23 protein-coding genes are annotated in these 21,979 nt (G+C 34.8%); 21 read left to right on the forward strand and 2 right to left on the reverse strand.

Going from position 1 to position 21,979, the window contains the following annotated elements:
- Window positions 1-130 precede the first annotated feature (130 nt).
- The 10 genes from NTZ27_12210 to NTZ27_12255 all read left to right on the forward strand — a co-directional run bounded on the left by NTZ27_12210 (window position 131) and on the right by NTZ27_12255 (window position 11,162).
- Window positions 131-1,201 (forward strand): hypothetical protein, encoded by a 1,071-nt coding sequence (locus NTZ27_12210; GenBank protein MCX6175507.1) that lies wholly within the window; start codon window positions 131-133, stop codon window positions 1,199-1,201.
- An 829-nt stretch (window positions 1,202-2,030) separates the two neighbouring features.
- Window positions 2,031-3,830, forward strand: a complete 1,800-nt coding sequence (locus NTZ27_12215; GenBank protein MCX6175508.1) for a hypothetical protein — start codon at window positions 2,031-2,033, stop codon at window positions 3,828-3,830.
- 95 nt (window positions 3,831-3,925) lie between these two features.
- The gene (locus tag NTZ27_12220; protein ID MCX6175509.1) at window positions 3,926-5,050 is read left to right on the forward strand and encodes a serine hydrolase; all 1,125 of its coding nucleotides are present in this window, start codon (window positions 3,926-3,928) and stop codon (window positions 5,048-5,050) included.
- A 111-nt stretch (window positions 5,051-5,161) separates the two neighbouring features.
- Entirely contained in the window at window positions 5,162-6,343 is a 1,182-nt protein-coding gene (locus tag NTZ27_12225) for a serine hydrolase (GenBank protein MCX6175510.1), read from the forward strand.
- A 703-nt stretch (window positions 6,344-7,046) separates the two neighbouring features.
- Window positions 7,047-7,739 (forward strand): response regulator transcription factor, encoded by a 693-nt coding sequence (locus NTZ27_12230; GenBank protein MCX6175511.1) that lies wholly within the window; start codon window positions 7,047-7,049, stop codon window positions 7,737-7,739.
- 148 nt (window positions 7,740-7,887) lie between these two features.
- Window positions 7,888-8,019, forward strand: a complete 132-nt coding sequence (locus tag NTZ27_12235; protein ID MCX6175512.1) for a hypothetical protein — start codon at window positions 7,888-7,890, stop codon at window positions 8,017-8,019.
- Window positions 8,020-8,456: 437 nt separating this feature from the next.
- Complete coding sequence (locus NTZ27_12240) at window positions 8,457-8,588, forward strand: hypothetical protein (protein MCX6175513.1); 132 nt, start codon at window positions 8,457-8,459, stop codon at window positions 8,586-8,588.
- A 150-nt stretch (window positions 8,589-8,738) separates the two neighbouring features.
- On the forward strand, window positions 8,739-8,924 hold the full coding sequence (locus NTZ27_12245; GenBank protein ID MCX6175514.1) for a hypothetical protein: 186 nt from the start codon (window positions 8,739-8,741) through the stop codon (window positions 8,922-8,924).
- A 98-nt stretch (window positions 8,925-9,022) separates the two neighbouring features.
- Complete coding sequence (locus NTZ27_12250) at window positions 9,023-9,886, forward strand: alpha/beta hydrolase (GenBank protein ID MCX6175515.1); 864 nt, start codon at window positions 9,023-9,025, stop codon at window positions 9,884-9,886.
- 181 nt (window positions 9,887-10,067) lie between these two features.
- Complete coding sequence (locus NTZ27_12255) at window positions 10,068-11,162, forward strand: OmpA family protein (protein MCX6175516.1); 1,095 nt, start codon at window positions 10,068-10,070, stop codon at window positions 11,160-11,162.
- A gap of 79 nt (window positions 11,163-11,241) precedes the next feature.
- On the opposite strand, the gene NTZ27_12260 is transcribed toward NTZ27_12255, so the two are convergent.
- Complete coding sequence (locus tag NTZ27_12260) at window positions 11,242-11,496, reverse strand: hypothetical protein (protein MCX6175517.1); 255 nt, start codon at window positions 11,494-11,496, stop codon at window positions 11,242-11,244.
- Window positions 11,497-11,600: 104 nt separating this feature from the next.
- Between NTZ27_12260 and NTZ27_12265 the strand changes: the two genes are divergently transcribed.
- The 6 genes from NTZ27_12265 (at window position 11,601) to NTZ27_12290 (ending at window position 17,448) form a co-directional block, all read left to right on the forward strand.
- Window positions 11,601-12,977 carry a hypothetical protein gene (locus NTZ27_12265; protein ID MCX6175518.1) on the forward strand — a complete coding sequence of 459 codons (1,377 nt, stop codon included), beginning with the start codon at window positions 11,601-11,603 and terminating at the stop codon, window positions 12,975-12,977.
- 111 nt (window positions 12,978-13,088) lie between these two features.
- Entirely contained in the window at window positions 13,089-13,238 is a 150-nt protein-coding gene (locus tag NTZ27_12270; GenBank protein ID MCX6175519.1) for a lmo0937 family membrane protein, read from the forward strand.
- A gap of 92 nt (window positions 13,239-13,330) precedes the next feature.
- The gene (locus NTZ27_12275) at window positions 13,331-13,843 is read left to right on the forward strand and encodes a CDP-alcohol phosphatidyltransferase family protein (protein MCX6175520.1); all 513 of its coding nucleotides are present in this window, start codon (window positions 13,331-13,333) and stop codon (window positions 13,841-13,843) included.
- Window positions 13,844-13,855: 12 nt separating this feature from the next.
- Complete coding sequence (locus tag NTZ27_12280; protein MCX6175521.1) at window positions 13,856-14,929, forward strand: AI-2E family transporter; 1,074 nt, start codon at window positions 13,856-13,858, stop codon at window positions 14,927-14,929.
- On the forward strand, window positions 14,926-16,323 hold the full coding sequence (locus NTZ27_12285; protein MCX6175522.1) for a hypothetical protein: 1,398 nt from the start codon (window positions 14,926-14,928) through the stop codon (window positions 16,321-16,323). Before NTZ27_12280 ends, NTZ27_12285 begins: the two co-directional genes overlap by 4 nt.
- A gap of 450 nt (window positions 16,324-16,773) precedes the next feature.
- On the forward strand, window positions 16,774-17,448 hold the full coding sequence (locus tag NTZ27_12290) for a hypothetical protein (GenBank protein MCX6175523.1): 675 nt from the start codon (window positions 16,774-16,776) through the stop codon (window positions 17,446-17,448).
- 181 nt (window positions 17,449-17,629) lie between these two features.
- Here NTZ27_12290 and NTZ27_12295 read toward each other — a convergent pair whose 3' ends face one another.
- A complete protein-coding gene (locus NTZ27_12295; protein MCX6175524.1) occupies window positions 17,630-17,761 on the reverse strand; it encodes a hypothetical protein in 132 nt (43 codons plus the stop codon).
- Window positions 17,762-18,011: 250 nt separating this feature from the next.
- Here NTZ27_12295 and NTZ27_12300 point away from each other — a divergent pair, with 250 nt between their 5' ends.
- The 5 genes from NTZ27_12300 to NTZ27_12320 all read left to right on the forward strand — a co-directional run bounded on the left by NTZ27_12300 (window position 18,012) and on the right by NTZ27_12320 (window position 21,945).
- Window positions 18,012-18,695 carry a hypothetical protein gene (locus NTZ27_12300; GenBank protein ID MCX6175525.1) on the forward strand — a complete coding sequence of 228 codons (684 nt, stop codon included), beginning with the start codon at window positions 18,012-18,014 and terminating at the stop codon, window positions 18,693-18,695.
- A 286-nt stretch (window positions 18,696-18,981) separates the two neighbouring features.
- Window positions 18,982-20,439: a DUF3943 domain-containing protein gene (locus NTZ27_12305; protein MCX6175526.1), complete on the forward strand. Its 1,458-nt coding sequence runs from the start codon at window positions 18,982-18,984 to the stop codon at window positions 20,437-20,439.
- Window positions 20,440-20,685: 246 nt separating this feature from the next.
- A complete protein-coding gene (locus NTZ27_12310) occupies window positions 20,686-20,871 on the forward strand; it encodes a CsbD family protein (GenBank protein ID MCX6175527.1) in 186 nt (61 codons plus the stop codon).
- 101 nt (window positions 20,872-20,972) lie between these two features.
- Window positions 20,973-21,413, forward strand: coding sequence for a hypothetical protein (locus tag NTZ27_12315; protein MCX6175528.1), 441 nt, complete (start codon window positions 20,973-20,975; stop codon window positions 21,411-21,413).
- Between the two features lie 91 nt (window positions 21,414-21,504).
- Window positions 21,505-21,945: a hypothetical protein gene (locus tag NTZ27_12320; GenBank protein ID MCX6175529.1), complete on the forward strand. Its 441-nt coding sequence runs from the start codon at window positions 21,505-21,507 to the stop codon at window positions 21,943-21,945.
- The last annotated feature ends 34 nt before the right edge of the window (window positions 21,946-21,979 follow it).

Genomic DNA, 21,979 nt, shown 5'->3' on the forward strand with positions numbered 1-21,979 from the left:
ACAACCAATATCTATTATCGATTGTATTCCCTATTGTATAACATGGGTTTATGGAAATATTTTGCTATATTTTCTCTAATTAAAAAATTGTTGATATTATTTTTATCTATCAAATAATTTGGAGTATCCAATGAAACCAAGTATTAACTGTGTGTTAATTATATTTATCTCATTCTTATTGATGACTCAAAACAGTTTTTCGCAGCCAAAGGATTTGAACAAAGAGTCAGCCAAAATGAAAGTTGCTGCAATAAAGACATGCACCCAGCAGCTTTTCGATTATGCTTTTGGCGAAGCTTCTAAAGATGGGAAAAAATTTCTGTATTCCGAATTCGATAAAAACGGTTTTGTTACATCGCAGATAGTTTATGATCAAAATGGTGAAATAAATTATAAAATGAAATATGGATACGATCCGAAAGGAAATGTAATTTCCCAAATAAAATTTGATGAAAAAGATAATATCGATTCCATGTTTACTTTCAAATATGACGAGAACAATAATTTGATTGAGAAGGCTGAATTAAAAGCAGACGAAAGCATTAGAAGCAAACTCCAATTTGAATTTGACGTAAATGGCAATCTAGTAAAAGAAACAAGACTGGATTCTGATGGCGCTGTAGAAAGTAAAACAATACTCACGTATTCCGAGGGAAATAAAATTGTTAAGAAAGTTAAATACAACGCCGAAGGAAAACTTCTCGAGAAGTTCGGGTATGAATATGATACCGCTGGTAATTTATCTGTAGAAGCACAATATGACGACGAAGGCCGTGTGGTTTATAAAGAGATGAAGAATTATATAGACGGCGGTAAGGCTGTAGAATCTATAAAATACGATTCCGATGGTAAAGCAATTGGAAAAGTTGTTTCAAAATATGAAGGGAAAAAGCTGGTTGAAAAATCTCGCTTTGAAGATGGTGATTTAATGGAATCAGTTATTTATAAATTTGATAAAAATGGAAACATAATTGAAAATTCAAATTATGGCAAAGGCGGTGCATTAATTTATTCTAAGACTTATAAATTTGACGCAAAGGGAAATATTGTTGAAGAACAAAACGATAATAAAGATGAAAATACTTTTGTTAAATATGATTATAAATATGATCAGAAAGGAAATCTGAAAGAAAGAATTACTAGCGATAAACTAAACGAGCCGATAAAACTTTTGGAAGTGGAATATGAGTTTTATAACTAAAGGAATTAGCACACAAATCCGCCTGTCCATATCCAAAACCTTGTACGCTTATAAAAACGTAAAATAAATTGTACGGCCATTTGAAAATTTATTACAGATAGATCATACACATAATAGATAGAAAAAATTTTGTCTTGGTCACAACACTCTCCAAAATCGCGAAAATAAGTTATAAACACGGTATTCTAAGCATGGAGGGGATTCCCGACTCTCCGCAAAAGCTCGAAAGACATTTCGAGCTTTTGCATTTTAAAGATTGTCTTCTTTTGCATGCATCGACATCTATTTACAAAGAATAGTATTTAATGAAATTTTAAAGTCATGGTTTTTAATCGTTTATTTTACATCCTGAATCACAAATGATTTATTACTTAGCTCTGTTTCAAATTTTAGATACATTCAGATTTATTTAGGAAAAAATTTTCTTATTCAATAATTTCGTCATAGGAAAAAGCACTATTTGCCTCTAAGATTCCACTTTATTTCTGGAATATTATTCCAGAATCTTTCAGACACTTCTGCTTTATTCTAAGTATCATAACAGAATTCCACGCTAGCATTATTTCGTTTGAAAGCAACATCAATATAGATTTTGTTACACGAAATACATTTATACCTCTATACAAGTAGATATGTAAAAATATTTCTAATCCTTAACGGAGGGAATAATGCAAGCTGACAAAAAGAAATTCTATTCCACGTTATTAATCCCATCGTTTATATTTTTTTGTGCCTTATCATATATAGAGGAGTCTTCACTAACCGAACCGCAAAATAAAATCTTTGCTGAAAGATTAAAAATTCGTTTTCCTTTTCATAAGGAGAAAAAATGAAACACATCATAAAAATTTTATCGCTCATTCTAATTATATCAACTGTTGGTTATTCTTGGGATTATAATGAACATAAGGAATTAGGTGATGCAGCATTTTTAAAAATTCTAAAAAGGTTAATTGAATCCGGCTATTTTAATAATCAGCCGGAAACATCTATCTTTCTTGAGAATTATTTGCAAATGAAATACGACACTCAATCAAAGAATTATTATTTCCTTAACCTTTCTCATGAAGATAACATTATAACTTATGGAACTCTTAATGGATTGGCTGGTGACCATTCAGATAACCCACTAGATATGAATGAGTTTTTACAGTACCGCTCTTCTGTATTGAATAGAATTGTGAAATTACAAAGTGAATACTCATCTAAATACGAAACGGGAGCGGCTAATATGGATGTTCTCAGCAAAGATTTTAAATATCTTCTGCTTGCTCTTACCGATTTATCACACTTTCATAACTACGGAACACCGTTGCAAAAACAGATAGGAGAATTCAATAAGAAGCTAATTCTAAAATTACAAAGACCATTTTCCGTTGATACTGTTATGAGTGAATTAAAAAGCACCAATTCAATTAACAAGTATGTTTCCTTACATACTTTCGCAATTTATTTGGCAGAAAAAGCTGGGGCAAACCTTAGCAAGAATCCGGAAAAATCAAAAGAGTTTATGTATTACGCACTAATTTTTAATTCATTCGCCGATCATTTTCTAGAAGATATATTTCCTTCAGGCCATATGGTAGTTAACCGTTCCTTACTAAGCGGAGTAATCAATAACAGAGCCTTGCATGATTTTTATAACGAAGAAGGAGTAAACGTTGCCAATCTTAGGGGTGAAACCTGGAAGCAATACGGTGATGGAACATTGAACAGCAGGTTTTCCAGTTGGAAGACAAAAGCTAGTTACTCTGATGTAACCTATTCACAATATTCGGAAGATACTGAGAGGATTATTAATGCTGTTTCAGAATCAATCGCAGATATTTTCTCTTCCCTTAAATCCGCATCTGCAGATTCGAACCACAAGTCGATATTTGACCGAGTTCCTGATGATGAGACACGTGTTTCCGATTTCTTCTTATCCGAGTACAAATCGCTTACATATATTCCTATTCCATTCAACACCGATGTAAGTGGTTTTAAATTGCCCGAAAATAATATCAATGAGATCAGAAAGAATACTCAGCTTCTTCAAAACTGGAGTTTTATCAGAAGCAGAGTTGCAAATTCTATTTCGCTTGGATTGAGTACTGTATCCGGAGATGAAGGATGGCATGAATACGATTTGAGACTTTCATTCGGTTCTGCTTTTTATTCTTATAATTATAATTTCGATCGCACAAAGGCATGGACTGTAGATTACTGGTTTGGAACCACGATATCGTTTGCATTATTAAAACAAAATAATTTCGATTATTGGGCGCACATTCTCAAAGGGGGCATCGCTTATAATTATGATATATGGGTTTCTGAAAGCAGATTCTTAGGAATTTATGGTTACATAGAAGCAGGGTGGCTGCGGGTACATTCATTTCCGTATATAGGGATAAATGATATGGGGCAATATGTACGTGGGGAAATTCCCGGAGAGAATCATTTTTTATTTAGTCCTTCAATTGGTCTTCAACTCGGTTCTTTGATTGGAATCAACTATTACGAATGGCCCGTGTGGTTAAGAGTTCCGATTCAATGGTTGCTGCCATTGAAATTCAGGTATTCAGCCAAAATTCTGGCCGGTAGTGCGCCGGAGTATCAATGGATTTTTGAATTGGATTTAGTTTTTTAATTCAAATAAAGAATTATGGCATTGAAAAATAATAAATGATACTGCATTCAGCAGTAAAAGTCTGGTAGCAATTTATATATCTCGAGGAGGATAAGATGAAATCTAAAAACTTCGACAGTCTGTTTTATTTCTTAATTGTTTTTACTTTAACATTTATTGCGATCAGTTGTAAAGAAGGTCTCACAGAACCGCACCTCACGGTCCTCACAAATGAAAATCTTATAAAATTACAATCAGCCGCTGATAGAGTAATAACGAACTACAAAACTCCCGGCTTGGCAGCATACATTAAAGTAGAAGGTGAGGGGGAATTATATATAACACGCGGTGTAAGCAATCTGGCAACAAATGAGCCCATGAATGCAAATAACTATTTTAGAATTGCGAGCATAACAAAAACTTTTACCACTGAGACAGTCCTTATACTAGTTGATGAAGGAAAAATTGATCTCAACAAATCAATTTCTTCTTACTTGCCGGAATATAATATACCAAGTGGTGATAAAATTACTATAAGAATGCTGGGTAATATGACAAGCGGTTTGTTTACTTATTCTGCTGATTCGGTTTTGATGACGCAAATGTATAATTCAAAAGGAGAAAAAATATTCACACCTGAGGATCTTGTAGCAGCATCATTTAGGCATCCTCTTAATTTTACTCCCGGATCTAAATATGAATACTGCAACACTAATACTATAATACTTGGGTTACTAATTAAAAAGGTAACAGGTGAACCTGTAGCTCAGGTAATGAGTGAAAGAATATTTCAGCCTTTAGGTTTGGTTAACACGTTCTGGCCCCTATCACGCTTTATGCCCTATCCATATACTCACGGATATTCTGCAAAAACAGGCTCTTTGCTCGATGAAACAAATTGGAGTCCCTCATGGGGAGATGCTGTCGGTATTCTGATATCAAATTTTTCTGATCTAAAGATATGGATAAGAGAGATATATGAAAGGAATTTACTTTCCACTAGTACAAAGAATGAACGATTTCAATGGGTTGACCAAGATGGTGCTGGAGTGCTTTTTTACGGTTTTGGACTTGAGAAGCTTAACGGTTGGATCGGACATCCGGGAATAATTGAAGGATATAATTCTCAAATCTTTTATCATCCCGATAAAAAGATAACGATTATTATCAGTGCAAACTCTGATGATGATACGCCTGCCATGCAGGCTTTAAATCAATTCGCTGGTATACTTGTTCCGTGATAACAGGGATAAAACTCTTTTGGGAAAGTAAATAATGAAATAATTATTTTGGATCAATTGTGTACGAAGAATAAATAATAAAATACTTATTATACTATTGGAGATTATTTTATGAAAAATTCTATTCGAAATTTTATCGCGATTTTCATCTGCAAAAAGAAATTTTTTGTCCCTGTGTTGTTATTATCTCTTACATCTGGATTGATTCTATCATGTCAAGATAATTCTAATCCTCTAGCTTCTCCAAATAACGATAAACTTACTTCCATTTTCGAACATCTGACGGATTCCCTTATCGCAAACTCTAAGGTACCCGGTTTAATTGCAGCGGTTTGGGCACCAGATCAAAATCTTACCTGGATCAAAGCAAAAGGAAAATCAAATATTGCAACTGGCGAAGCGATGAAGGATGATATGAAATTTCGAATGGGAAGTGTTACAAAAACTTTTACCTATACCGTACTTTTGCAGTTGGTTGATGAAGGCAAAGTCAGTCTGGAAGATAAAATAACTAAGTATCTTCCAAATTATTCAATATGGAATAACATTACAATTAGAATGATCTGTAATCATTCCAGCGGAATTTATAATTACACGGACAAATCACCTACCTTAGCAGGACCGGTAAAAGCTAACCCCATGAAAATCTGGCAGCCTCAGGAGTTAGTTGACATTGCATATCAGGAACCATTTTATTTCACTCCTGGAAGCGGTTATCACTATTCAAATACAAATACAATAATTGCCGGTATGATAATCGAAAAGATAACCGGTAATACACTCCCTTATGAATTAAAGAAAAGAATTTTAGAGCCGTTAAAGCTTTACAATACAGCATACCCGGCCGATAATTTTATGTGGGGAAATTATTCTCATGGATATAGTTGGGGTGAAAATGAAAGTCCATTACCCGATGTTACTGAAGCATTTAATCCTTCATATGCGGGTTTTGCTGGTGCTTTGATCTCAGATATTTATGATTTGAAAACTTGGGTACAAGTGCTTGTAAAAGGTTCACTCATATCAAGCTCATTACAAACAGAGAGACTAAATGCAATAAACGATAGCCCGTTAACCGGATATGGACTTGGAATTGCAAATTTGGGTATTGAAAACGGGAAAAAAATATGGGGTCATTCCGGGACAATATTTGGTTTTAAAACACTTGCTTATTACTGGCCCGAAAAAAATATTACATTCATTTTGTTATTTAACAATTCGTCGTATGATCCTACTATGGTATTGGTGGAATTTTTTGATAAGACAATGAAATTCATTGAAGGCAAATTATAATATTTATCTTAATTGATTTTTGAGTACAGTTCAAATGTAGTAATCTATTTGAAAAAAATGAACATTGGAGTAAATGAAAATAAACTTGAATCGGTAGAATCTTACAAGTAAGATAAAGCTGCAGCGTCTCGTAACTCCTCCTTCCACCAACAAAACTAAAGCTCTCGATCAGTTCAAAAAATTAATTGATCATAAAAATAAAGTCTCCTATCATGGTGATATTTATTATAAAAAGGATGTAGATAAACTGCTTAAGTATTTCGAGCGGTTCAAATCTTGGGTAGAATCTTTAGCCAAAATATAAATTTCTAGTTTAGAATGTTCTTTTCTATTTCTTACAATTTACATAAGGAATAGTCACTCTTCAGTCATTAAGATTTATGAAACTATTTGTGTTATTAGGCGAATTGATTTCACCGAAGAATATGTTATTCGAGGTTTTTGCTTTTATATGGGGTCAGTGTAGTCGGTCATATTTTGGTCGCAACGATGATTTAATTATTGCCAAATATTTTAACATTTGTTAACTTATACTTAGAAAAGATTAAGAATAATAAACAACCTATTTATTTGAAACTGATTTGGAAGTATTAGTGTTTAACGTCATACAGTATTAGTATATCTTAATATATCTTTGTCTTAGATTTGTATTAGATTTTTCAAGTTATTAATTACATCTGTTTACAAAAATTCGGGAAACACATTGAAAAAAATCCAGATACTACTTATTGAAGATAATAAGCTTCTGCGTGATGGCATTGCATCAATGCTCAAAAAGCAGCCTGATATGCATGTTGTTGCTACTATTGGTAATGGCGAAAACATTCTTTTGATGATGGATAAGCACAAGCCAAATATAGTGCTTCTCGATCTCGGTTTACGGAATCAAAACAGTTTGCAAGTTGTAAAATTAACAAAGCAGCATTTTCCGGGAACCAAAGTAATAGTGATGGATCTTATACCGCTTCAAGCAGATGTTTTCGATTTTGTTCAGGCAGGAGTTTCAGGATTCATACTCAAAGATGCAAACGTTGCTGATTTTTTTAAAACTATCCGATCAGTTTATCAGGGCGCTAAAGTTTTACCATCGCATTTAACCGGCTCACTTTTTTCTCAAATCGTTGAACATGCTGTTAACGGATCCAACCATTCGGCAATCATTGAATCGGTTCGTATGACAAAACGTGAGCGGCAAGTAATTGAATTGATTTCTGATGGACTCACAAATAAAGAGATCGCACAAAAACTTCATCTATCAACCTACACAATAAAAAGCCACGTCCATAACATACTTGAAAAATTAGCGCTTAATACACGTGTGCAGATTGCAAAACACGCTCATCTTTCTGACTCCTACAAAACTGCAATAGAGACTACTTCATTAATTGGTGAGTAATTCTCTTCCCTTAACTACTTAAAAGATGTAGTTCCTTTTTCATCCCTTTGCTCGATAGTATGTCCCTATTTGTAATCATATCTTTTATTTACAAGCATTAGTCAAATAGATGAATGACTTGTAAAATAAATTTAACAGGAGAATCACTATGAAAAAACTAAGCGCAATTTCTTTAGTTCTAATTTTTGCTGTATCCCTTTTTATATGCAGCTGCAGTGCAAGCGGACAAGTTTCAACTAATAAACAACAAAACGCAAAAACTGTCAGCGTGAGCAAGTAAAAAAGTCATCAAAATTTTTTTAAAATAATGAATCGTTGGTTTTAGATAATTCAGCTAAAAATGGAAACGATTCATACGAAGCGAATTTATATTTGCCAATGCCGGCATTAGAAAATACTTTCCGAAACTTGAGGTTTGTTTACTCTAATTACATCCGCATCAATAATGAAATTATTGGTTGTGGTGATTAGAAGATTGTACTATTGCATGGATTTGGCACATCATTACATACGTGGAATAACATAAAGAAATTATTTTTGAAAGAATACTATCTTTTAAACTTCTAGTAATTCCCTTTCATTAATTACTTAAAAGATGTAGTTCCTTTTTCATCCCTTTGCTCGATAGTATTCCACTACTCGTAGTCATATCTTTTACCTGCAAGCATTAAACAAATACATGAATGACTTGTAAATTAATTTAACAGGAGAATCACCATGAAAAAGTTAAACGCAACATTCTTAATTCTAATTTTTGCTGTATCTCTTTTTATTTGCAGCTGCAGTGCAAGCGGAGGAGTATCCGTAGGTAAACAACAAAACGCGAAAACTGTAACGTTGAACAAGTAAAAAAAGTCGTAAAAAATACTGTTAAGACAATGACTCGTTGGTTTTAATAAATTCAACCAAGAATGAGAACGATTCATAAGAAGCAAAATTTATAGGCGCAAAATATTCCGATGAATTAAAAAACCGCCTAACAATAAAAGGAAAATCTAGATGTCTAATTTTGCAATATATTTAATAGGAACTCTATTTGTAGCCGGCGGATTAGCTTGGGCAGCTTATAAATTGGGAGCTCAGCCAATTTGGATTGGCATAGGTGTCATTATCGTAATCGGTTTGGGAATTATGGCAGCTGTGTCAAAGACCCGGCAGAAAGAAAAATCTGGTACCGACAAGTGAAAAATAAAACAATCATGAACATGTGTTATATAATTAACTCTATGAGAATGTTAATATCATTGAGCTTATTGTTTTTCCTTTCAAATTATATCCAGTCAATGCCGGCATTAGAAGGTAATTCCAGAAACTTAACGTATGCTTACTCTGATAACATCCAAATCAATTATGAAAAGATTGGTTATGGTGATAAGATGATTGTACTCTTGCATGGATTCGGTGCATCATTACATACGTGGGATGATATAAAGGCATTATTCCCGAAAAGCGAATTCACGCTTTACCTTATTGATCTAAAAGGATTTGGTAATTCTTCGAAACCAGAGGATGATAAATATACAATTCAAGAACAATCAAAAATTGTCAAACAATTTATTAAGGACATTAATACAGATTCTTTGTATCTCATCGGTCATTCTTTTGGAGGAGCAGTTGCGCTGCTTACTCAAATATCATTATTAAATGAGAAGAGTAAAACAAGAATTAGTAAATTGATTCTGATTGATTGTCTTGCCTATATGCAGGAGATGCCGGTATTTATGGAAAATTTGCGAACACCTCTTTTAAATAAATTAACATTTCTATTGCCCAATAAATTCAGAGCAGAGTATATTCTAAATAAAATTTTTTATGATAAGAAGATGGTTAATGAAAAATTAATTAACAGGTATGTAGCTTTTTATAGCGGAGACGATCTCGAGTACACTTTTATTACGTCTGCCAAGCAGATTGATCAAATTGGATACGAAAAAATAATAGATGCTTACAAAAACATTCCGACACCATGCTTGATTATATGGGGCAAAAATGACCCGGTAATATCAGTGGATAATGGCACCAGACTTAGTAAGGAATTGCCTAATGCAAGATTGGAAATAATTGATAAATGCGGACATGTTCCGCAGGAAGAAAAGCCCGTGGTAACATTCGAAAAAATATATGCATTTATTAAAGGGCAACGATGAAACGATTAATCAATCTGCTTGTAATTCTCTCTCACCATCTCACCTAAAAGATGTAGTTCCTTTTTCATCCCTTTGGCCGATTGTTTTGTCCCAAGTATCTTCATAACCTTTATCCACCTAAATAACATAAACTATTTATTATTTAAGGAAAGTCATTTAATAAACTAAGGAGAAAAGAAACATGAAAAAAATTTATTTTACAATTGTATTACTTCTGATGGTTGCTGTTGATATTTCTCAAGCACAATTAGCAACAGATAGCTGGGCATTCGGTTTTGGTTTCGGTTATCCCAGATACATAGGTGTACAAGTTACACCTACACATTCTAATTATGGTGGGTATCTTTCACTTAAGAGGAATTTTTCAGAACATTTTGGATTAAGATTTAAGGGCGGTTTTTCTCACATGGAAGGAACATGGGTTAATCTAGCTTCGGCAACTATTACAGAATCAACAAACCTTATTTCCGGCGATCTTGATTTTATGTATTACCTAATTCCATGCGAACCGGTTTCACCCTATGTGTATGGTGGAGTTGGCGGCACTTACAGAATGTTAACTAACAAAGCAACAGCGACTTTGGATGATAACGCAACTGGAGCCGAATGGAACTTTGGCTTCGGTGTAGAATGGGCTCTTGACAGGGATTGGAAAATTGTAACAGAGTTTGGTTATCATTCAACAAGCAATTCAGAACTGGATGGTTTTTATAGTCCTAATGGAAACGATTCTTATTGGGGAGTTAACGTTGGGTTACTTTACTTATTTGCTCAAGGCGGGCCGTCAAAGTTATGTCAACTTTATCCCGGTATAACTCCTGAAACGAAAGATCTAACTCTCAATGACTTAAATAAAATTGAAGAGATGATTGTTAAGCATATTCCAAAGGAAATTACCAAAGAAGTTGTTGTCGAAAAACCGATGAAAGCTATGATGACGGAAAAATGGATTCTTATTGGTGTTAACTTCGACTTTGACAAGTCAACACTTTTACCGGAATCATATCCAATACTTTACGATGCTGCGAAGACATTATTAAGGAATCCAGATATAAAAGTTGAGATACAGGGCTATTGTGATTATATCGGTTCCGTTGAATACAACAATAAACTTTCATTAAGAAGAGCAGAAACTGTAAAAATGTTTCTTGTTTCCAAAGGTATAGCTGCAAACAGACTTACAACAGTCGGTTTCGGAAAAAGCAATCCGGTTGCTGATAATAATACTGCCAACGGCAGAGCAATGAACAGACGCATCGAATTTAAAGTGCAATAATCTTTATGATGAAAAGGTCACTAAATAAGTGACCTTTTCTTAAAATAATTTCTCATAATTTTTATTATAGGAAAGTTATCTAAGTTAAGAAAGGCTTAAGTGAAATTATATTTTCCGTTATGTGGTTTTTCGAAAGCAAACCGATTGTACCAAATGACAACGAAGAGAATGCGGCAAAGAATAGAAGAGTTGAAATCAAAGCAATAAGGAATGGAACAGAAGCAGCTAAACCAGCAGAGAAAAAATAATTTACTTTAAACTGCATTAATTGTTTTACAAACTCGGTTAAACTCTCTTTCTCCACCTCACCTGAAAGATGTAGTTCCTTTTTCATCCCTTTGCTCGATTGTATTCCACTACTCGTAATTATATTTTTTTCTACAAACATTAATCAAATATATGAATGACATGTAAAATTAATTTAACAGGAGAATCACTGTGAAAAAGCTAAAAGCAATATTCTATATTAGAATTTTTGCACTAGTAATCACTTTATATCTTGTCTCTGCAATATTCCCGGGACAAATATCAGCGCAACAAAATGATGTTAATTATCAGGAGTTTTACGATCAATTAAGTCCTTACGGTCAGTGGATTGAAGACAATAATTATGGATATGTGTGGATTCCAACAGCAGGTCCGGACTTTGCACCATATTTAACCAATGGTTACTGGATACTAACAGATTACGGTTGGATGTGGGTATCAGATTATAACTGGGGCTGGGCAACTTTCCATTATGGACGCTGGGATTACAATGGTTCTTATGGCTGGTTCTGGGTTCCGGATTATGAATGGGGTCCTTCATGGGTTACCTGGAGAAGATCCAATGGTTATTATGGTTGGGCACCGATGAGACCAGGTATTTCCATAAGTGTGACTTTTGGCGGCTATAATGATGTACCAAACGATCGTTGGATATTTGTAAGAGACAGAGATATTGAAAGGCACGACATTGGTCGGAATTATATTGATCGAAAAAACAATTCTAGTATCATGAATAATTCAACAGTGATTAATAAAACTTACTATGATGATAAGAGACGTACAACATATGTCGCTGGACCTGGCAGAGAAGATGTTCAAAAAATTACCGGCAAAACAATTAACCCGGTTACCGTTCGTGAAAAAGACAAACCGGGTCAGAGTTTAAACAATGATCAGGTGCAGATATACAGACCCCAAGTACAGAAGAATAACAACGGGTTAAAACCGGCACCATCTGAATTAACAAAATTAAAAGATGTAAAACGGATATCGGAAAGAAATGCCGAAAAGCAGCCACAGAATATACAATTGCAGAATAGTAAAACAGGAAAAGGACAACAACAACCTGCCGGGAATCCTACTCAACAGCGGAATACAAATCCACCGAATAACAATATAAATAAAGGACAACAACCTGCTGTGAATTCGGTAAATAAGGTTGACACTAAAAAGAATGCATATCAACCGCGGAATTTAGATCCTCCAAAGAAGGAAAATAAAAAGGATCAACCATCACAGTTGCGGAATACAAATCCACCAATTAACAATGGCAATACAAATCAACCAAATCAACCGCGGTATTTAGACCCTCCCAAAAAAGAAAATAAAATAGATAGACCATTACAACCGCAGAATAAAATAGTACCAAAGAATAATAATACAGATCAACCACCGAAAGCACGAACCGTGAATCCACCTAAGAACAATAGTAATACAAATCAACCACCGAAAGTACGAACTGTGAATCCACCAAAGAACCAGAATATGGATCAACCATCAAAATCCATTCCGAAGGATGATAAAAAGGAAAATAGAAAACCAGAATGATTACATGGTGATGAGATTGATGTGTGTTATTATGAATGAAAAAGTAGATTGCTTTTATTGTTGAATATAGAAAAAGAAAAGTATTTCCAACTAATAGAAAGGTTAAATATCATGTTATACACTATCGCTGTAATTTTAATAGTATTGTGGTTACTTGGATTGGTCGCCGTTCCTGTTATGGGCAGTTTTATTCACATTCTTTTGGTAATTGCAATTATAATGGTCTTAGTTAGAATCATTAGCGGACGCCGCGCACTGTGAACGAATATTAAATAACAAAATTTATTTAGTAAACAACGATCATAATTGAGAAGAAAGTTTTCATACTCAATGATTAATAAGGAAATATTGCAATGTTATTTAAACAACTCCGTACTCTTCGATTACCGGACATGCTTACTCTTCTTGGTCTTCTGTGTGTTTCCTCTTCAGTTTATTTTTCTTTTAAAGGGTTTTTAGTAATTGCATACGGTCTTATCCTCATGCAATTCCTCTTAGATTATTTTGATGGAAAGTTAGCAAGAGCAATTGGCGGAGGAGTGCTGGGTGTTTACCTGGATAGTTTTACGGATTTTATGGCAGTTGCTTCCTCTGTTGTATTTGGTTGGTTCGTTGGGATAGACGGAATTGCTATGCTCATTGCTGGATTTTTAAATGTCGGTGCAGCGTCAATAAGATTGGCTTACTTCACGGCATATAAACAAAAGGGCTTCACAGGTATTCCGACTGTATTAGCTGCATCAGCAGTCTCTACGATTGCCTTCCTTGGATATTTATTTGCCCAAGCATATCTCGTTTGGTTTGTGATTTTTTATTTCGTCTCGGCAGTTGCAATGATTTCTGATTTAAGACTAAAAAAAATATAATCACATAAATTTATGACTGAGCAAAGTAATTCTTTTAGCGGAATGCACTTCCTTGTTAGCGCAGCAGCATTTGTAATAATCATCGCAGGGATTAATCTTGCGCAATCGGTTGTTGTTCTGTTCCTTGTCTCTGTTTTCCTTGCTCTACTTGGAACTCCGCCTGTACTCTGGTTAAAGGAAAAACGTATTCCATCCGGATTTGCAGTGCTGATAGTTATGGCGGGTATGATAATTATTCTAATTCTGATTAGCGCACAAATTGGCACATCCGTTAACAGCTTTTCAGATGAACTGCCTTTATTGCAATCACGCATTCGAGAACAAGTCAAGGAGCTTACTGTACTGTTGACAAGCAAGGGTATTGTAGTTCCCCCAAAATTTTTTCTAGAATACGTTAACCCGGAAGCGGTGATGAAACTTACTGCCGGCTTACTATCGGGATTGAGTTCTCTACTTTCCGATCTTGTCCTGATCCTTCTCACAGTAACTTTTATCTTGCTTGAAGTCTCAAGCTTTCCTATAAAACTCCGCGCTATTCTCGGTGATCCTAAGCAGGTATTTCCCCATTTCACGAAGTTTGTTGTTGATATGAAACGCTATATGGTCATCAAAACTTTAATCAACCTGTTTGCTGGAATCTTAATCGCGGTATGGATGTACATACTCGGCGTGCAATTTCCCGTTCTATGGGGTTTCCTTGCCTTTGTACTCCATTATATACCAAATATCGGTTCCGTTATCGCGGCCATTCCTGCAGCACTTCTTGCACTTGTTCAACTCGGAATGGGCAGCGCACTACTTGTAGTTGCCGGTAATATTCTCGTTGGATTCATAATAGGTAATGTGATTGAACCTCGACTTATGGGGAAGAAATTTGGGCTCTCTACTTTGGTCGTCTTTCTCTCGCTGATTTTTTGGGGCAGCCTGCTCGGTTTGATCGGAGCGATTCTTTGCATACCGCTTACGATGACAATGAAGTTTGCATTTGAGAGCAATGAAAGCACACTATGGATTGCTGTGTTGCTCGGATCAGAAAAGTTCGATGATATTTCTAAACCAATGTCGAAGAAGAAGAAAGAACAATGATGAAAACACCACAGATGAAGAATACATCATTCAATTGGAGAGAACAATCGCTACTGAAAGTCGCGAAGTATGTAAGTTTTATTGTCGGTGCTGTCATACTTATCTGTGTACTGATATTCATTTTCTTCCCGGATCCTTTTATCAACGCATTCTTCAAAGACCGAATTACAAAAGCTTTTAAAGAAACTTATCCGGCATACTCAATAAAGTTTAGCGATATGCATTATAATTTTTGGAAGAATCGTTTAGGGTGTGATTCTCTAACACTGAAGACTAACGACTCTACGCTTACATGCAGTGTTGCTTCATTCTCCGTTAGCGGAATCGGTTGGATGAAAATTCTTATGAAAAAAGATTATACTTCTAATATTCTTACAAGCTCAGTGATAGATGCACAAAAAATTGTTCTTAATTTTCGTCAGTCTCAGAATGAACTTCGTTTTGATATGTTGCATATATCGGTACCTGATTCTGAAATGGTGGCTGATTCAATTAAGTTTTATTCTTTAATTGACGATGAACAATTCTTCGCAAAAAATCAATTTAGGCAAACCAGGTTTCGTTTTAATATTCCTCAAATAAAAATAATGGGTTTGAATTGTCTCGCATTACTTCAAGGAAATATCTATAGTGCCAGAAACATTAATATACATGATGTATTTCTTGATATTCTGGTGAACATGGATAAGCCCTATGACATGAACTCATCTAATCCACAGATGCTGAACGAAGCTCTATCTTCGATGAAGGAAATAGTAAAGGTTGATAGTTTGAAAGTCATAAATGGACGGTTGAACTATCGCGAGAGGTTTGTAGTTAAAGCAATACCTGGAGTGGTTAAATTTGATAAAGTCAATGTTTCAATAAGTGGAATTGCTAATAATACAGCTCACCCTGACACTACAATTATTCATGGGGAGGGACTTTTTATGAATTCCGGCACAATGAAACTGTTTATGGCAATTCCTCCCACATCAACGGATTTTTCTTTACGATATTCCGGTTCACTTAGCACGATGGATGTGACCGTATTAAATTCATTCATTGAACCATGTGAACATAAACGTATTAAATCCGGAATCCTTCAGTCTGCAACGTATAATATCAATGTTAATTCGGGGCATGCAAACGGTACCTTGCGAGCTGCGTACAAAGACTTATCTATCGCTGTTCTCAACAAAAATACCGGAAGTGAAAATGGAATTTTCGATCGGGTCTCCTCTATCTTTAGTAAAATATTTATTATCCGCGGAGCCAATATGCCGGATGAGAAAGGTTTAATGAAGATCGGTGAAATAAAATACACACGGAATCCGAGAGATTATTTTTTCAATTTTTTGTGGTTTGCGCTTCGCAACGGTATTGCTGATGTAATTGGACTTCCTCAAATATAACTTCCAGAAAAGTAATGAATATATATGTTTACTTTTTTTGTTTAGAAGAATAAAATATTTTCTTATATCATAAATAATTTTCCGCAAGAATATAGCGGGCGATCTCACCCAAAAGATGTAGTTCCTTTTTCATCCTTATGGGCGATTGATTCGCAATACATTTCTTGATATCATTATTCAGCAATGAAAAGACCAATAAAGCGATTAGGAAAACAAGATTAGATACGAATTTTTATGCTTGATTGTTTTTTCTTTGCTCATACAACCCCTAACCCAGCTGCAAATTAAAGCGGTATTTACAGCTGGGTTTATTAAAAAATAATAGCATATAAGTATAAGAGCTATACAAAGGCAAATAGCAATTACACAACCTCCATTTTTCCCCCTTCTATCAGGAAGAAGATAATTTTAAGTCTTACAAAGATATTTAACTAGGAAACTGCAACTGACATGAAAAGCAATTCTATTTATATCATTCCACTACTTCTTTTATTTGCTGCTATGAGTGACGCTTTATCAGCAAAAGAGAAAACAGTTATAAACTCAAATTCATACTTCCCAGTTAATAATGGTATAACATTGGTTTATAAATCATCATTTGGTGAAAGTATTACAAAATACTTTCAAGATGGTGAATTTATTATCAGCTCGAGTGAAGCTGATAAATTCAAGTATAGACAGACTTTGATAATAAAAGAAGACGGTGTTTATGTAAAAGAAACATATCGTTTCTTAAAAATATTTTTGTTTATTAAAAAAGAAGGAACGTTCACGTATGGAAAACCTTTATTACGATTTCCTCTCCCTTTGTCACCGGGTATGGAGTGGAAATGGGAAGGAGATGAATATTCAGATGGTGATACGAATAAAGTGAAGGTTACCGGCAAAGTTCTTAATAAGGAATTTGTTATAACGGAAGCCGGAAGATTTGAAGCAATAAAATTAGAATCCATTGTTGAAGGTTCTGACAACGTTAAAGATATAGCAACCGAATGGTTTGCAGAAGGTATAGGATTAATAAAAGCAAAAATAATGATTGAAGGCGGTGGAGCGATGGGTTTTCTAAGGGATATTCTAGGATATGGAACCATTGAATTTGAATTAAAAGAAATTAGAAAACAATAATCGAATAATTATCACTTTCACAAAATTCTAAAAAGAACATGCTAAAATTTAAATTACTATTTCTTATGATTTTCTGCATTTTATTTTCATGGAGTGTGCAAGCTCAGCAGAGATATCCTACACTCATTCAATCATCAAACGAGGATGAAATTATAACGCTCTCTGTGGATAAGTCTGTATATTATCCCGGCGACACCGTCCGTTTAACAGTTAAACGAAATGACCGCACGGCAACAGTTGTTGTAACTCCAGTCTTAGTCATTGAAGGGACAACACTAAAATCCATTGGCCACAACATATACAGCGCTGTCATCCCTCAAGCTTGCGCACCCGGTCGATATCGAGTTCGCCTCAAAGCTCAGGATGATGAAAAACGACGTTATGTTTATGATACGGATTGCATCGTTGATGTCGAAGAGTACCAGGTCATAGAGCAGATAAGTCATTATGTACATATTGAACCTGAAGCCGGCAGTGATGATATACAATCGGCTGTAACGCTCGACCGTAGTCAGATACAAAACCTTCGAGTGATATTCCAGCGCGATAGTATTCGGTTGGGAATGGGACCACAGTTTGTAACAATAAGGACATCAGTGCAATTGCGAGATGGAACTACGACACAAACTTTTGAACGGCGTGTCTTAACATTTCGAAATGACAACGATCCGAACCGGGACCGTGCTATGTTAATTCAATACCGTACAGCTTACGGTTCCTATGCAGCAATTCGATCGGAGGAATTTACACAAGTGCGGATACATTTAGACTCCCTTCCTGATTGGGCTATCATCAAGATCAACATCGAACCTGATTACACTATAAAAATTGGAGGTTACGATCGATCCAACTCTTACTCTCGCTATTTCCGTGTAAGAGGTCCGAAGATTGAGATGGGTTTTTCTCTCGCTATACCTAAAGTTTTGTTCGACACGCAAGCAAAAGATTCCTTAAACTACGGTAACTCAAGTGCGATGATACGATTTTATTTAGTGAACGGAGTATCGGGAAATCGATTCCCTGTTAATTTTGGGATAGGAACATTCGGTGTTAATTCTCCCATCGATGTTAATGTCGGACGTGGCGGATTTGCTTTGTCGTTATTCCTTGATGTGGCAGAGATGACGAGGATACTTGGAATAGACTTAATCAAGAAAATCACTGCAGGTCTGGAATTGGCTCCGTTCTTCCCAATAAATAAAAGGGCGCGGTTTTTAATTGACTTTCAGGTGGCTCTTATACTCTAAGTTCAGTTCAAACATATTCATTGGCGGAGATTGAAACTATTTAATCCCGGATTCTTAAAAGATGTATTAAAGAGTTAAAGAATGATGAAAAACGCTCAAAGATTTATTCGTAAAAAAAGATTAACCGGTAATTGTTTTTTCAATTGTAAGGAAGAATAAAACGAAAAATGTATTCTTTTTGTTTTTTTTATTTTTAGTTCCAATAATTCTTCAGGCGCAGTTTAAATCTTCGTTTGAAAAAAAAATATTCTTAAATCAAAATACATGGTTAAACCGGCAGACGTCAGTGAATGAGATTAATCGTCATTCCAATTTAGTCGCTGATACGAATAAAATATCAGCTCGCGACACTATTAAAACCTTATCCCCGGACACCATGAAGTACAATATGTATGGCGATTTGCTGAATGATGACCCAATCTATACCAAAAAGCGTCATGTATGGTTTCCTGCCTTACAAATTATCATCCAATGTGGGCTCTTAAATTTGTTCGATCATTATGTGATGCACTTCGATTGGGCTACAGTGGGATTCAATTCCTGGAATAAGACTGTCTTACACTCCGGTTTCCCGTGGAATAATGGATGGGAATGGGATAACGCAAGATTCGCCAATGACTTTTTACTGCACCCTTATACCGGCGCAAGCTATTTTAATGCGGCACGCTCGGGCGGATACAATTTTTGGGAGTCATCTTTATTTGTACTTGGTGGTTCTTATTTTTGGAAGCTTTTCGGAGAAAACGGAGGACCTGAGTTCAAACCGGCAAAGAATTCTATAATTGCTACAACTTTGGGTGGTATGGTTATGGGTGAAGGATTATACAGATTGGGGTCGGATGTTATCGATCTAAGAACTACAGGGGTAGAAAGAGTCAGTAGAGAACTCCTGGCTTTCATTATTAGTCCTGGCAGATCATTTAGCAGGCTTTTATCCGGGAAATTGTTTGATCATATCACAGAAGATGTTTATCAGACTGAACCGCTTAACATAACCTTTTCCCCTGGGTATCATAGAGTGAATGAAGGTACATCAATCGAAAAAGGATCTAGTAGCTTTAATTTAAATATTAATTTAGATTATGGAAATCCGTTTGAAAAAAGATCGCGGAAACCTTTTGATTATTACAAAGTCCTGGGGAGTTTAGATTTTGGAGTAGGAGATAAAATTGCCGCCAATATAACTGGGTATGGTATTTTATATGGAAATAATATTCAAAGCGGTAGTCTGGAAGCTTTAGTTGGGCTTTTTCAACACATGGATTATTTTGATAATAAAACTTTTGAATTGGGTACCTTTGCTTTTGGACCGGGAATAATTGCTAAACTCCCAATGAGCTATAATTCAAGTCTTTATACTAATCTTCATGTTAGTATAGTTCCTTTTGGCGCACTAAGCAACCGATTTGGTCCTGATACTTCACAGGTTAGGGATTTCGATTACGACAGTGGAGCTCTGATGACATTTGAAAGCACTTATAATATTGGAGGATGGGTAGGGCTTACATTTACAGCTTATTACTGGTGGTTACATACAATTTATGGAACTGCAGGAAATAGTTATATAGGATTAATCAAACCCAGAATTGCATTCAAGCTTTTTAACAATGTAAGCATTGGTTTTGAACATTTAGTTTACTACAGCGATAGATACCCGCGTGATTTTCCTAGTGTTCATTCCGTAAGAACCGAACAGAAAGTTTTTGTTCAAGTATTTATAGAAGAGTTCAAGTTCAAAAAATAAATTGATCTTTTCCGAATTTTTGATATCATGTAAAAAAATAAAATGGGCACAACCATTAAGAAAATTTATTTGTCTGCAAATAGTTCTCATACTGAATAAGCGTTGAAAAACTCACCTAAAGGATGTAGTTCCTTTTTCATCCCTTTGCCCGATTGAACAATCCTAAATTCCTTCCTATCATATTATGGTAATCATGGGATTAGTACGTGAAATATTTATTAATTACGGTTATAAAGGAGTTATTAAATGAATTCGCTGATAATTAAAGGAAACTGGAATGAAGCCGCAGGTAAACTCAAACAACAATTCGCAAACCTTACTGATGATGATTTACTTTTCAAAAATGGTAAAGAAGAAGAACTATTGGGAAGGTTGCAGAATAAACTCGGAAAAACTAAAGAAGAATTACGCAAAATAATTTCGAAATTATAGCGGTAGTTCACCGAGAAATTTAATGCGTTCCGGTTGCGAGAATTTCCAGCATACTAGTATAGTACAAATAAATAATTACAATAAAACCAACAAGGAGAATTATGAAAACCAAATATTCCATCTTAACGGCCATAGTATTAATAAACGGCTTATTATTTACAGGAATTAACTTCGCTCAGGCAACTAAAGTAGAAGCTGCAAAAGAAAAGGTTAAAAATGCAAAACTAGAGTTGAAAGATGCACAGGCGGAAAGTGATAAGGAATACCGTCAATTTAAGGCCTATGCCGAATTAAAAATCAACGATAACGAAAAAAGTATTGCAAAATTCAAAGTGAAGATTAAAACAGCAGACGAAAAATTCAAAATTAAGTATGATAAAAAAGTAGACTCGCTAGAGCAAAGAAATATCGAGCTTAAGAAAAAAATAAGTGAATATAAGTATGAAGGAAAAGATCAATGGGTAATATTCAAGCGCGGGTTTAATCATGATTTAAAGGTAGTCGGTAAAGCAATCAAGAATTTATTCGCAAAAAAAGATTAACTGAAATGGATAAGGCTACTAAGGAAGCAATTATATCTTGCATACTAGAATAAAGCATATAAATATTTCTAAATATCCTAAAAGGAGAATCATGAAAAACAAATATTTAATCTTAGCAGTTATAGGGTTAATTGGAGGATCAGTATTAACCGGTTGCAACATCAATCGAGAAAAAAAAGTAGAGAATGCTAAAGAAAATGTTAAAGAAGCAAATCAAGATTTGAAAGAAGCACAGGCTCAATATGAAAAGGACTGGCAACAATTCAAGAGCGATGCTGAATTAAAAATTACCGCTAACGAAAAAAGCATTGATACATTCAAAGTGGAAATGAAAACAGCGAGTAGAAAATTCAAAGCTCAATATGAAAAAGAAGTAGTGGTGTTAGAACAAAAAAATATCGAGTTAAAGAAAACGATAAGTGAATATAAGTACGAAGGAAAAGATAAATGGGAAGAATTCAAACAAGGGTTTAATCATGATATGGAGGTTGTTGGAAAAGCAATCAAGGATTTATTTGCAAAAAAAAAATAACCAGTAATTGATTTTTAATTGTTAAGGAAGAATA

It is taken from the genome of Ignavibacteriales bacterium, from assembly GCA_026390775.1.
Lineage (GTDB): Bacteria > Bacteroidota > Ignavibacteria > Ignavibacteriales > Melioribacteraceae > Fen-1258.